A 13,140-nucleotide genomic window follows, 5' to 3' on the forward strand; every position below is an offset into this window, starting at 1 on the left:
TCCCACTGTGGCGTCGATCCGCACTCCCACCTCGGCTTGGCCGCGAAGACCCACGCGGACAACACACTCCACTGCGGATCCGGCATCCGCGCCGGATCGCGACGCCGGGACGGCGCTGACGAAAGGGTCTGCGATGGAAATCGAATCCGAGCGTTACCACCTGCGGTGGGCCGGTGTGGTCGGCCTGCTGCCACTGCCCGCCATGATCATCGGCTTCGCCATCGGCCAATTCCCTTGGCCGGACGACAATCTCGGCGGACGCACCTACCTGAACTATGAACTCGGCAATCACTTCGGCGAGATCGGCACCCTGGTGTGGTTGACGCTCACCGGCGCGTCGGTGGTGTTCGTGTGGCTGCTGGGGATCGCCTACCTGCGGCACGCGCGCACCGTGACGCTGAGCGGCGTCGCGATGATCGGCGGCGCGGCGGCCTCGGCGGGGACGGCCGTCGTCTTCGCCAGTTCCTTCGTGACCATCGCGATCACCGGGCGCGGCTATCCCGGATTCGCGCAGGGCGACGAGCGCGCCGACCTGATGGTCATGACGTATTCGTGGAATCTCACCGAGATCTGCTTCGCACTGAATACCGCGCTGCTCGGGTTGATCTGGTGCGCGGTCGCCGCGGCGCATCGGCGCGACGCCGCCGTGCTGCCCGCGCCTTTGGGACGCGCCGCCGCGTTGGTCGCGGTGATCGACCTGACCTCGCTCGTCTCGCTGTTCGTACCCACCGGCCCGTGGTCGCCCGGTTCGGTGCTCAATGTGCTGCCGGGTGCGGCGGCCACCTATATCTGGATCATGGTGGCGGCGGTGATCCTGATGCGCCGCAACGGACTTCCGTCCCGGACGCGGGCGGTCGCCGCGGTCCACTAAACCGGGAGCGGGTCCCCTACCGCGGGGACCCGCTGTCACCGCGACGGCGCGAGCTGCCATGCCCGATGCCCGTTCGCGGTTCGGCTCTGGGTGCGCGCGTATTCGAGCGAGTAGCGGAAGCTGGTGTAGTACCAGTCGATCGACCCGCCCAGCCACAGCCGCATGGCCGCGCCGTATCGGTGCACCGCGTCGGTCGCGGCCGCGCCCAGCCCGATCTGCTCGCACAGCGCGGGCAGACCCGACTCCAGTGCGCAGAACCGGTCGATCATCTGCTCGGTGTCCTCGGCCACGAGCCGCATGGCCTCGTCGCGGGTACAGCCGAGTTCGTGTTTGCGCACCAACACCAGATTGTCGATATCGCCGACCATCTCCTCCTTCGGCGCCGAGATCAGATCATTGGTGAGCAGCGAGATATCCTCGGTCAGATCGCGCATGCGGCGCAGTTCCGGACTGTGGAAGGCGGCGGGCGGCACCTCGAAACCGCCGGTGCGCTCCATGAAGTCGAACACGATGCCCATACCACCGCTGCCGCGCCGGATCACCAGGTAGTCCTCGAACTGCTCCGGTGTGCCGCGCACCCGACCCCGCGCCTCGTGCACATGCGCGTAGAGCCACTGGTCGTAGTTGTAGGCGGCGCGCTCGCACCAGGAGCGGGACATGCCCTGCCTGCTGCGATCCCAGATATCGGCGAGTGCCGCGAGGTAGGGCGGCAGGTCGGCGCGGTCTTCGGTGTGAAAGATCTCGGCCGCCTGCGAGATCACGTGCGCCGTCTGGATCGGGTCGCGGCCGAGCGGGCCGTCGAAGGGTTCGTCGGTGATGGCCGCCATCCCCATGAAGTCGGCCAGCAGATCCAGATCGGCCCCGCGCGCGTAGGGCCAGCCCTGCGCGACCAGGCGGGTGGTCTCGATCTTGACGAACCGGTCGATCGGATAGGTCGCCCCCTCCGCGTCGCCGATCACGCCGTAGCCGAGATGCCAATCGACGGTGTGCGCGAGGGACTGCTCGAGATCCGGACTGCACCGCACGGCGAAGGGGTGCGCGACACGGCCGTCATGGGGTTCGCTGCTCATGAAAGATTCTCCTCGGCTTCGGAACTGTCGGCACGGACCGTAGGCGGCGGGAATCGGCCGCGACCCAACCGCGCGAGGGGCCGATCACCACCGCAAAGTTGTCCACGGCCATCGCACCGCCCACCGATCCGGATATCCGGATTCCTTTGTGGCCGTCGATATCCCGACGCCACGACCCGAACAGCGTTGGCGGCGCGCCACCTCCGCGCGGCTAGCTTTCCCACATCAGAGCGACATGGCCTGCGGCGACGAACCGGAGATGATCCCATGACAGCGAATACCCTCGGCCCGACCACGAAGACGAGCCGCGCGGCGGCGACACGAACCGCCGATCATCGCGCCCCCGATCTACTTCTCGCCGCCCGGCGCGCCTGCGAGCCGATCCTGCGCGAGAGCATCGGCGCGCTGCCCGATCCGCTGCGCCGAATGGCCGGATATCACTTCGGCTGGTGGAATGTCGGCGGCGTCCCGACGGCAGCGGATTCCGGAAAGTCCCTGCGCGCGGCGCTGACTCGCGCCGCAGCGGCGGCCTGCGGGGGCGCCGACTCCGAACGCGCCGCCGCCGCAGTAGAATTGCTGCACAACTTCACCCTGGTGCACGACGATGTGATGGACCGCGACCGCACCCGACGCGGGCGGGCCACCATCTGGGCGATCTGGGGCGCGAACGACGCCATCCTGCTCGGAGATGTCCTGCACACCTTGTCATTTCGCATGGTCTGCACCGGTCTGCCGGTCGCGACCACGGCGGGCGCGGTATCCCGCTTGGCACACGCCTCGATCGAGGTGTGTCGGGGTCAGCAGGAGGATTGCGAATTCGAGACCCGCACCGGCGTCACCATGGGCGAGTACATCGCCATGGCCGCGGGCAAGACCGGTGCGCTGATGGGCTGCGCCACCGCGCTCGGCGCGCTATGCGCCGGAGCGGACCCCGAAACCGTGTCCGCCCTGGACACTTTCGGCCGCGAACTCGGTCTCGCCTTCCAGTTCGTCGACGACATCATGGGCCTGTGGGGCGATCCCGCCGTCACCGGCAAACCGGCGGGCCGCGACCTGGTCCGACGCAAGCGCACCCTACCGATCGTCGCGGCGCTGGAAACCGACACCGAAGCGGCCCGCACCCTGGCGGGCCGCTATCGCTCGAGCCTCCCGATGACCCCCGCCGAAATCGCGGCGGCCACCGAACTGGTCACCGCGGCGGGCGGGCGCGAAACCGCCCTGCGCCATGCCAACGAACGCATCGACACCGCACTGGCGGCCCTGCCCGCCGAGCTGCGCGCCGATGATCTCCGCGCGCTCGCCCGCCTGGTCACCGATCGCGAGCGCTGAGGATTCAGCCGAGATCGGCCGCCGCGATGGTGACGGGCGCGGCTGGCTCGCCGTCGAGTTGGCCGCGCTCGGTCGGGATGATTCCCGCCTCCACCATGCGGTCCAATACCTCCATACCGCGCACCACCCGACCGAGGACCGAATAGTTGGCGGGAATGTGCGCGAAGGAGTGCACGAGGAAGAATTCGCTGCCATTGGTGCCCGGCCCCTGATTGCCCATGGCGAGGGTGCCGCGCTCGTAGGTTTCCGAACCGTCCACCTCATCGGCGAATTTGTATCCGGGACCGCCCTTCTCGACCTCGTAGAGGTCACCGCACTGGAGTACGCCGAGTCGGGTGCTGTCGGTCAGTCGCCAGCAGCGACTGCCGTCGAAGAAGTGCTGGGCGACCAGGCTCGCCATATTCTGTACGGCGCACGGCGCGGCGCCCGCCCGATTCAGGCGCACGGTCACCGGGCCGTAATTGAAATGGAAGGTCACATCGACCGTGCCGATACCGAGCGCGATCGGCGCGGGCGGTTGGACGGGGCGCGCGGCCGGATTCTCCGGGGTCGGCGTGTAGGAGCACAGGGTGATCGGCGGTCCGGCGGCGGCCGGACCCGCGCCTGCCAACAATCCGGAGAACAACAGGGCGGGAATCGCCAAAACGGCGCCCAAACGCGACTTCATAGCCAGGAAGCTAGCTCACATCCGGCAATCTGTCCGGCAAAAGCCGCAATCCGGACGATGCCCGATGCACTGGCCGTACAGACCTCGTTCACATCGTGTTTACGATATCTCGGTGCTAGTGAACGATGTGCGCGCGGAGCAGACCGCCGCGGCAGGTGCGGTGCCCCGAACGCGGCCGGTACTGATGTGGGGCGCGGCAGCGGCGGCGATCTTCGCACTGGTGGGCGGGGAGTTGATGGCCGCGCACATCTCGGCGCTCGGCCCGCTGACCAGCCTGGTGCGCGACTACGCGGGCACACCGAAGTCGGCGACGACACCGTGGGCCGGATTCCTGCTCGCCCTGGTCGGTTTCGCGAACCGCGAGCGGATCGCCGCACTGGCCGCCGCCGTCGGCATCGACGCGATCTTCGTCACCGTGCGCACCCTCGAGGGCAGGCCGTTCACCGTGGGCAACGGCCCGACCATCGTGCTCACCGCGCTCGCGGCACTGGTGGTGCTGCGCTGGTCGGGGACCCGACGACGAACGGCCCTGCGCACCATTACCTTCGGCGCGCTGCTCATCTTCGCCACCAAGGTCAGCGAGATCTGGTTGGACATCACCGCGTGGGCCTGCCCGACGGTGCTCGACCCCTATGTGGAACTCGCCGATCACGCGCTGGGCAACCCCTCGTGGCTGGTGGGTCAGGCGCTCGACGCGGCGGGACCGATACCGCTGGGCGTGGTCCGCTGGGTCTACTTCGAACTGCCGCTGGCGGCCATCGTGGTGGCGGCATGGCAACTGCGCCACGTCACCACCCGAGGCTGGCCGCGGCACTACCTGGTGCGCACCTTCCTGACGCTCGGGCTGGTGGGGCCGATCTGGTATGTCGTATTCCCGGTCGTCGGGCCGATCCTCGCCTACGGGCCGATGGGTCACGGCTTCGAGATCGCCAATATCTGGCCCGATGCCATCCCGACCGCCGAGCCCCCCGCACCGCTGGCTTTCGACGCCATCACACCGCGCAACTGCATGCCGTCGCTGCACACCGCCTGGGCGCTGTCACTGTTCATCCATTCCCGGCGCGGGCCTGCCTGGTTGCGGTGGGGCGGTGCGTTCTGGCTGGTCTGCACGCTCATCGCGACCCTCGGCCTCGGCGCGCACTACGGTATCGACCTGGTCGTCGGCGCGACCCTCTGTCTCACCGTGGAATCCGCGCTGCGCGATCCGGACCGAGGCTGGGATCGCGCCCGCGTCAGGCTCGTCGCCGCGGGCGCCGCGCTGTTCGCCGCACTGCTGCTCGGCATCCGGTACGGGGCCGAGATCATGGCGGCGCATCCGGTCCCGGCCTGCGGCACGGTGCTCGGCGCGCTCGCGGCGCTCGTTGCGCTGTTCTACCGAACCTGGTTCGCGACAACCCCTTCCGAGGTCGACACGGCAGCCCGGCAGTTGGCCGGACGCTAGCGCGGCGCCAACGCGCCGCTATTTGTTGGCACGTCGCACGGAGCGCCGCACCATACCGCTGATCACCGGCCATTGAATGGCGCGCAGCATCACCTCGTTCATGACGACATGCGCTTTGGTGGGTGGCGCGTACTGGACGGCACCGCGCCGGGCCAACGCCTGCCGCTTGTCGACCTCGGGTCGCAACCCGTTCGCCCACTCGGCCAGTGCCGTGGGGATATCGGCATTCCCGAGGGCCGCACCGAGGCGATCGGCGCCGGTGAGGGCCAAGGCCGCGCCGTAACCCGCGAACGGGGTGACGCACCAGGCGGCGTCGCCCAGCAGGACGACCCGGCCGCGACTCCACTGCGGCAGCACCACCTGGGTCACCGAATCGAAATAGGCGCTCGACGGATCCGCCGCGAGTTGGGCGAGTGCGTCGGGGACGCCGCCGCCGAGGTCCCCGAACATTGCCGTGAGGGCCGCGACCGGGCCTGCCGCCAGGTCGGTTCCGGCGTCATCGGTGCGGTAGGTCAGGAAGGTCGAGGACCGATCCGGGCCGAGGTTCATGACCGAGGCGGAGCGGCGCAGGCCGATGAAGGTGGCGCCCGCGCCCTCCGGCACCACCCCTGGTTGCCGGGCGAGCGGGAAGGCCGCCACCATATGCCGCAGATCCACCCGATCGCCCGCCGCCGATCCGAAGATCAGGTCGCGCACGCCCGAGTGGAGTCCGTCCGCGCCGACCAGCAGCTCGGCCCGTTCGACCGTGCCGTCGTCCAGCGTCGCATCCACCTGTGTGCCGTCCTGGACGATATCGACCACGGTGGCGCCGAACCGGATCGGCACCTCGTCCCGAATCGCCTCGTACAGCACGGTTTCCAGATCACCTCGGAAAAGGGTCAGCGCCCGTGCGCCGAGCGCGGCCTGCGCGAGGGCGGGCGGCACGGTGAGTTTCGTCCCGCCGTCCTCGCGGACCAGCACGGTGGTGAACCAGCCGATATCCCGCGCGGTCAGCGCAGGCAGCAGGCCGAGTCGTTCGGCGGCGTCGTAGCCGTATCCGGTGAGATTGACCAGGTAGCCACTGCTGCGCCGAGCGGCGGCTCGCTCGATGACGAGCACATCCCAGCCGTCGCGCCGCAACCGCAGCGCGGTCGCCAACCCGGCGATACCGGCGCCGACCACCACGGCCCGCCGATTCCCGATCTGTCCCATGACTCGAATTCCTCTCCGTATCGGATGCTTTCGATGTCGGCGAGGACAGAAAGGTCATCGTCAACTCGAAGTTGACGATAGCCTATAGCGTCAACCTCGGGTTGTCGATCGAGAACTACCGCAGGTCGAATCCGAGCGCGTCGGCCGCCGCGTCCGGCGTCGGCTGACTCCAGCGCTCCCCGAGTGCCGCATTGGTGCTCAGCGACCGCGTCTCGGCCTTATCGATGTAAATGATCCCGGCCAGATGATCGGTCTCGTGCTGGAAGATCCGCGCGGGCCAGCCACTGAACCGCTCGACATGCTCGCGACCGTCGAGATCGGTAAATGTCGCGAGCACCGATTCCGACCGCCGCACCACGGCCTGATAGCCCGGCATGCTCAAACACCCCTCATAGAAGCCGACATCCGGACCGTCGGCCGCGTAACTCGGGTTCACAATGGTGAATTCGGCCAACTCCACCCGCCCGCGCGCCGCGGCCACCTCCGGTGCGATCCCGCGCGCCGCATCGCCGAGCACCGCCAGCCGCAGCGGAATCCCGATCTGCGGCGCGGCCACCCCGACGCCGGGCGCGGCATGCATGGTGGCGAACATGATTTCGCTCAACTCCCGCAGCAGTTCCGAGTCCACCTGTCCGGCAACCGGTTCCGCTATTCGGCGCACCACCGGATCACCCACCGCGACCAGCGGCGCCGGACCACCCCGATAGCGCTCGACCAAATCCACGACCATTGCGGCAACATTCACCCGGACATTGTGCCGCTCGGGCATCCCGCCCCGGCAGGTCGGGCACCCGCCGCGAGACGGCCCTACCCTGCCGATTTATTCGTCATTGATTCCCGATGAACCCCGCAGGCCCAGGATTACGGTGCCGGTATGCACCCCATCGCTGGGCGCAGACCGTTCACCCCCCAGAAACAGGGGCGGCGCGCGATCACCGGCACCGATATTTTCGGGAGGAGATTCAGTTTCCGCGAATACCGACATCGAATGGAAAACAGAGAACCGTCAATCATTTGGGAGTTCGTAGCATGGATACGATTGATCGCGGAGGAGCAGGTGCGATCGGCCCGAGCCGACTGGCCGTGGCGGGACGATCGACCGATCTCGATACCACCGATCCCCGGTCCCACCGCATCATGATGACCAAGGTGGGACTGCATATCACCGATAAACTGACCTTCGAGACGTGGGAGCTGGCCGGACACCGCCTTTCGGGTATCGTCGATTCATCCACCTGGTGCCTCGGGGATTGGCTCGTCTACGGCAAGAGCAGTTTTCCGGACCGCTATCACCGCGCCATTCGCGCCGCCGGACTGCAATATCAGACATTGCGAAATTACGCGTGGGTGTCGCGCCGCTTTCCGCTGGAACGCCGCCGCGCGCAATTGAGTTTCCAGCATCACGCCGAGGTGGCCTCGCTGCCGATCGAGAAGCAGGATCTCTGGCTCGATCGCGCCGTCGCGTCGACCTGGACCACCAAACAATTGCGCACCCAGATCCGGCAGGCGCAGCACGCAACGCCGACCGCGAAGAAGGTGGACAAGGCGGTGGCGTTACTCCCCGCCATCTCGTTGGAAGGCAGCAGGCTGCCCTCGTGGCGCAAGGCCGCCGAGTACCAGGGCATCGATTTCGACCAATGGGTGATCACCACCCTCGATCGGGCCGCCGAGAGGGCACTCGAGGCGCTACCGTCGCGAAACTAGCGGGGGCGGCCCGCATTCGGAGGGACTCGACGCCGTCATCGATCCCACCGAGACCCGCACCCCGCGCTGATCAGGCCGGGTCGAACAGCCGCGCCGCCAGGTCGATGAGGACGGCATCGCTGCCGGCGTCGGCCTCGGCGGCGATGCCGGTGCGAAACAGGGATGCGCCCTCCAGCACCGCGGTGAACACCCGCGCGCGGGCCGCGCACGCGTCGGCGGACAGTTCGGGACGCCGCGCCCGGACGACCTGCGCGACCTGCTCCTGATACGCGCGGTAGAACTCGCGCACCGCCGCCGCCACCGTCTCGTCCCGACTCGCCAATGCCCACAGTTCGGAGTAGAGCCGCATCGAGCAGATGTCGTGTTCGGCCAGGAGCAGCCGCACCAGATCTTTCGCACCCCCATCGGATTCGGCCTCGGTGAGCAGCGGTGTCAGTCGCTGCAACGATCGGTCGAGGGCGCGGCGCAGCACCGCGCCGACCAGATCGGCCCGGTTCGGGAAGTAGTACTGCAGGTGACCCAGCCGAATGTTCCCCGCGGCGGCCACGGCCCGCATCGTCAACTCACCGTGCCCGGATTCGAGCAGGATGCCCTCGGCGATGTCCAGGATCGCACCGCGACGCCGCTCTCCTTTCGACGTGGCCGCACTCATCCCGACGCTCCCTTCTCACGCGGCGAGACGCGCGCCGCCCATGTCGATCCGCAGCCCGACACCGTACTCCGCGAGCTGATCCGGCACCTGCTCGGGCAGCGGCGTCTGCTCCGGGAAACGGATACCGGGGTCGGCGGGCGCACCGTCGAGGCCCAGGGTGCGGCGCAGCCCGAGGACCGCGCCGACCGCGGTGAGGTGCGCTTGACCCGCCGGATCGCGCAGGTGCGCGGTCGCCGTCCGGTCACCGTTGACGATATCGATGCGAACCTGCGCGGTGCCGCCTTCGCCGGGCGAGTACAGCAGCGACCGGCGCGTCGAGGTGAAAGCCGGGCCGCGTCCCCAACGGAACAGGCCGATGCGCCGCGCCAGCAGCAGCGCGGAAGTCGAAGCGCCCGAACTGAATCCGATGCGGGTGCGCGCGGTGGCGGTGCCGAGGGTGAGCGGCAGGGTGAACTGTTCGGGAGTGTCGAGCCGCGCGACCTTCGTCGCGGTGTCTCCGATACGGACGCTCTCGACCTCGCTCAGCGGCATGACCATATGCCGCGCGCCGGTGGTGACGACCTCGAAATCGAGGCCGAGCCGGTCCATGAACTCCACCGAATCCGCGCCGGCCCGGTCGGCGAGGTCCCAGCGGATCGCGATATCGACCCGTTCGGCCCCGCCGAGCCGCGCGGCCAGGTGGGCCGCGACCAAGCTGGTCACGCCGCCCATCCACGCCGAGGACAACAGCACCGGCGCCTGCGGGGTCAGCAGTGCGGCGACCGTGACGGCCCGTTGCATCCGTGCCGTCCACCGCGTCACATCCGTGAACGGCACACCGCCCGCGATGGCGGCGCGCAGCACCCGATCGTCCGGATCGTTGACCACACCCACCACGGCCCGCACCCCGGCCCGGAACGGCTTCGGATCGGCCAGATCCCAGACCTGGAGCGCCGCATCGGTTTCGGTGGCAAGCGCGCGCCCTCGCTCGGGTGAGCGACCGGTCAGCAGCAGTGGGAACTCGCGCGCGGCCATCCGCGCGACCTCCGTGCCGACGGTGCCGTAGCCACCGACGAGGAGTACCGGTCCTTGCGCGTCGAAAAACAGTTCGTCCGTCATGGCCACCAATATAGGTCAATCGACCTAAACTGTGCCGCATGGTTCGCGCCACAGTCGCGGCGATCGGTGACGCGGCTCGCACGCGGTTGGACTCTGTATCACCGTCCGTGATAGGGAAGATGGTCGTGCAGCGCAGAAACCCAGCCCCCGACACCGTTCGCCGCGCGCTCCGGTGAGCCGCGCGAGCGCTCCGGCGACAACTCCGGTCGCGACCACCCACCACCGCGGCGACCTCGACGGCCTGCGCGGCATAGCCATCGCGCTGGTGGTGGTGTTCCATATCTGGTTCGGTCGGGTCTCCGGCGGCGTCGATATCTTCCTGGCGCTCTCGGGCTACTTCTTCACCGGATCGCTGCTGCGGCGCGCGGAGTCGACCGGGCGGGTCGGTCTGCGCGAGACCGCCGGGCGCACCGCGCGCCGCCTGCTGCCCGCGCTGGTGGTGGTGCTCGCGGCGGTGGTCGTGGCGACGATCGCGCTGCGGCCCTATACCCAGTGGCCCGATATCGCGACGCAGACGCTGGCCTCGCTGCTGTATATCCAGAACTGGCAGTTGGCCCTGTCCTGGTCGGACTACCTGGCCGCCGACCCGTCGGTGAGTCCGCTGCAACACCTCTGGTCGATGTCGGTGCAAGGGCAGTTCTATCTGGCGGCACTGCTCGTCATCGCCGGTATCACCGCGGGCTGCCGTCGACTCGGCATCGCGCCGCGTCCTGCCGCCGCGTTCGTCATCGCGACCATGGCCGTGGCGTCGTTCGTCCATGCCGCGCAGGGGATGGCAGCGCACCAGGGCTGGAACTACTACGACAGCACTGCCCGCGCCTGGGAACTGCTGGCGGGCGCGCTGCTCGCGACCCTCGCCCCCTACCTCACCCCGCCCCGAGCACTGCGCCCGATCCTCGCGGCGGCCGGGCTGGCGATCGTCTTCGCCTGCGGCTGGTTGCTCGACGGCGCGTCCCAGTTCCCCGGTCCGCTCGCTGTGGTCCCGGTGGCCGCCGCGCTCGCCCTGATCCTCGCGGCCCACCATCTCGGACCGACCGAACAGCCCCCGCTCCTCAGCCGCCTGCTGACCAGCGCCCCCGCCGTTCGACTCGGCGAACTGGCCTACGCCCTCTACCTCTGGCACTGGCCCCTGCTGATCTTCTACCTCGCCGAACGCGACACTCCCACCGCCGGATTCGCCGACGGCGCGATACTCATCGCCGCCGCGCTGGTCCTGGCTCAGCTCACCGTCCGCTTCGTCGAAACGCCGTTGCGCCGCCCGAAGCGGGCGCCCGCCACCACCCGACGCCTCGTCGCCACGCTCGGCGTCACCCTCGCGGTCGCGACCGTGGGCACACAGGTCGTGCTGCATCTGAATCCACCGAAGGCCGCAGCCGCCCTCGATCCGATTCGCTATCCGGGCGCGGAGGCGCTGGCGCGCGGCGCGCGCATCCCGGATGTTCCCATGCGACCGTCACTGTTCGACGCGCCCGCCGATATCCCGCCGCCCACCGGCGACGGCTGCATCGCCGACTGGGATACCCGCGAGGTGATCACCTGCGACTACGGCGATACCACCGCCGAACGCACCATCGCCGTGGTCGGCAGCTCGCACGCCGAGCACTGGGTTCCCGCGCTGGAAGTGCTGGCCCGCCAACACCATTTCCGCATCGCGGTCTACCTGAAGATGGGCTGCCCGCTCACCGTCGCGCAGGAGCCGAGCTACAAGGGCGAGGCCAATCCGGACTGTCGCGATTGGTCGCGCGAGGTGCTCGATCGCCTCGCCGTGGACCGCCCGGACTGGGTGTTCACCACCGCGACCCGCCCCCGCGACGGCGTCGGCGACGAGACGCCGCAGGACTACCTGCAGGTCTGGTCGGAACTGTCCGATCGGGACCTGAAGGTGCTCGCCGTGCGCGACACCCCGTGGCTGCGGCGCGACGAGGTCCGCTACCGGGCCATCGATTGCCTTGCCCAACACGGCAATCGCCTCAGTTGCGGTATGACGCGCACCGACGCGCTCGATCCGGTCAATCCGGCGGCGGCCCCGGCGGCGGCATATCCCAACGTATTTCCGCTGGACCTCTCCGATGCCGTCTGCGACGAGCAGGTGTGCGCGGCGAGCGCGGGCAATGTGCTGATCTACCACGACGAACATCACCTCACCGCCAGCTACTCCCGTTCGCTGGCACCGGAATTGGGGCGCCAACTCGGACCGATCCTCGGCTGGTGGTGAGCGGCGCTACCACCCGCGCAGCGCCGCGCCCATGAGCGGACCGCCGAGACCGTGCTGTCCCAAACGCTGGACCAGCGCCGCCAATTCGCGTTGGCGTTCACCCGATCCGGCCACGCGCGTCCTGCGCGCGAACCCGTTGAGCGACGGATCATGGCGCAGGATCCGCAGTTCCAGCTCGGCGGTCTCCGGCGAGACCGCCGCGCCCAGGTGCCCGGCCAACCCGGCGCGCAAGGCGCGCAGGCGATTCAGCGCGTCGACCTGACTGCCCGCACGGTACAGCGCCAGCGCGTACATGCGGGCCAACGGTTCGTGCCAGGGATGCTCCCCCGCCAAAATGGCCAGCTCCCTGACCAATTCGGGGCCGCAGCCCTGACGCAGGGCGGCGTCGAACCCGATGGTGGCCACCTCGAGCCGCCACCGGTCCAGCCGCGCCGCCTCGGCCGCCGCGTAGGGAGCCCAGGTGAGGTCGGCCAGCGCCGGTCCGCGCCACCAGCGCAGCGCCTCGTCGGCGGCGGCGCGCGCCGCCGCGTAGCGCCCGGACCGATGTGCCGCGTACATCCGCTCCGCTGCGGATTCGGCGGCGGGCAGATCGCCGACGGACGTCGCTGTCCGATAACCTGCCCGCGTGCGCAGCACGCTCGCCCCGTGCACCCCCAGTGCCGTCCGCAGCCGCGAGACGATCACCCGCAATCGCTGCACCGGACGGCTCACCTCACCGTCACCCCACAGGTCGACGGCCAGCCGCCCGTCCGCGACGGGCACACCGCCCGCCAACGCCAACCGGACCAGCACCGCGCGTTCCAGTGGCCGGTCGACCCTTATCTCTCCCCCACCCGCCCCGATCAGCACGGGTCCCAGCACCCGGACTTGAACATTCGAGCCCCCCTGCACCACACCCATAT

Annotated in this window: 12 protein-coding genes; 5 read left to right on the forward strand and 7 right to left on the reverse strand. The window is 69.2% G+C overall.

Annotated elements, in window-relative coordinates:
* Positions 1-133: 133 nt before the first annotated feature.
* Positions 134-871 carry a hypothetical protein gene (locus tag D5S18_RS27420; RefSeq protein ID WP_120043968.1) on the forward strand — a complete coding sequence of 246 codons (738 nt, stop codon included), beginning with the start codon at positions 134-136 and terminating at the stop codon, positions 869-871.
* 35 nt (positions 872-906) lie between these two features.
* On the opposite strand, the gene D5S18_RS27425 is transcribed toward D5S18_RS27420, so the two are convergent.
* The gene (locus D5S18_RS27425) at positions 907-1,941 is read right to left on the reverse strand and encodes a terpene synthase family protein (protein WP_120043969.1); all 1,035 of its coding nucleotides are present in this window, start codon (positions 1,939-1,941) and stop codon (positions 907-909) included.
* Positions 1,942-2,208: 267 nt separating this feature from the next.
* Between D5S18_RS27425 and D5S18_RS27430 the strand changes: the two genes are divergently transcribed.
* Positions 2,209-3,270 (forward strand): polyprenyl synthetase family protein, encoded by a 1,062-nt coding sequence (locus D5S18_RS27430; RefSeq protein ID WP_120043970.1) that lies wholly within the window; start codon positions 2,209-2,211, stop codon positions 3,268-3,270.
* A gap of 4 nt (positions 3,271-3,274) precedes the next feature.
* On the opposite strand, the gene D5S18_RS27435 is transcribed toward D5S18_RS27430, so the two are convergent.
* Complete coding sequence (locus D5S18_RS27435) at positions 3,275-3,937, reverse strand: peptidylprolyl isomerase (protein ID WP_120043971.1); 663 nt, start codon at positions 3,935-3,937, stop codon at positions 3,275-3,277.
* 112 nt (positions 3,938-4,049) lie between these two features.
* On the opposite strand from D5S18_RS27435, the gene D5S18_RS27440 reads away from it, so the two are divergent.
* Positions 4,050-5,378 (forward strand): phosphatase PAP2 family protein, encoded by a 1,329-nt coding sequence (locus D5S18_RS27440; protein ID WP_282434896.1) that lies wholly within the window; start codon positions 4,050-4,052, stop codon positions 5,376-5,378.
* A gap of 18 nt (positions 5,379-5,396) precedes the next feature.
* On the opposite strand, the gene D5S18_RS27445 is transcribed toward D5S18_RS27440, so the two are convergent.
* Both D5S18_RS27445 and D5S18_RS27450 read right to left on the reverse strand, forming a co-directional pair.
* Entirely contained in the window at positions 5,397-6,569 is a 1,173-nt protein-coding gene (locus tag D5S18_RS27445; RefSeq protein ID WP_120043972.1) for an FAD-dependent oxidoreductase, read from the reverse strand.
* 115 nt (positions 6,570-6,684) lie between these two features.
* Positions 6,685-7,314: a peptide deformylase gene (locus D5S18_RS27450; protein WP_203236940.1), complete on the reverse strand. Its 630-nt coding sequence runs from the start codon at positions 7,312-7,314 to the stop codon at positions 6,685-6,687.
* Positions 7,315-7,598: 284 nt separating this feature from the next.
* Here D5S18_RS27450 and D5S18_RS27455 point away from each other — a divergent pair, with 284 nt between their 5' ends.
* The gene (locus D5S18_RS27455; protein WP_203236941.1) at positions 7,599-8,273 is read left to right on the forward strand and encodes an LmbU family transcriptional regulator; all 675 of its coding nucleotides are present in this window, start codon (positions 7,599-7,601) and stop codon (positions 8,271-8,273) included.
* Positions 8,274-8,343: 70 nt separating this feature from the next.
* Here D5S18_RS27455 and D5S18_RS27460 read toward each other — a convergent pair whose 3' ends face one another.
* On the reverse strand, positions 8,344-8,925 hold the full coding sequence (locus D5S18_RS27460) for a TetR/AcrR family transcriptional regulator (protein WP_120043974.1): 582 nt from the start codon (positions 8,923-8,925) through the stop codon (positions 8,344-8,346).
* A gap of 15 nt (positions 8,926-8,940) precedes the next feature.
* Entirely contained in the window at positions 8,941-10,023 is a 1,083-nt protein-coding gene (locus tag D5S18_RS27465; RefSeq protein ID WP_120043975.1) for a saccharopine dehydrogenase family protein, read from the reverse strand.
* Between the two features lie 172 nt (positions 10,024-10,195).
* On the opposite strand from D5S18_RS27465, the gene D5S18_RS27470 reads away from it, so the two are divergent.
* Positions 10,196-12,238, forward strand: coding sequence for an acyltransferase family protein (locus tag D5S18_RS27470; RefSeq protein WP_120043976.1), 2,043 nt, complete (start codon positions 10,196-10,198; stop codon positions 12,236-12,238).
* Between the two features lie 6 nt (positions 12,239-12,244).
* Here D5S18_RS27470 and D5S18_RS27475 read toward each other — a convergent pair whose 3' ends face one another.
* A complete protein-coding gene (locus D5S18_RS27475; protein ID WP_120043977.1) occupies positions 12,245-13,138 on the reverse strand; it encodes an AfsR/SARP family transcriptional regulator in 894 nt (297 codons plus the stop codon).
* Between the last annotated feature and the right edge of the window lie 2 nt (positions 13,139-13,140).

Origin of the sequence: Nocardia panacis (assembly GCF_003598715.1) — a bacterium.
GTDB lineage: Bacteria > Actinomycetota > Actinomycetes > Mycobacteriales > Mycobacteriaceae > Nocardia > Nocardia panacis.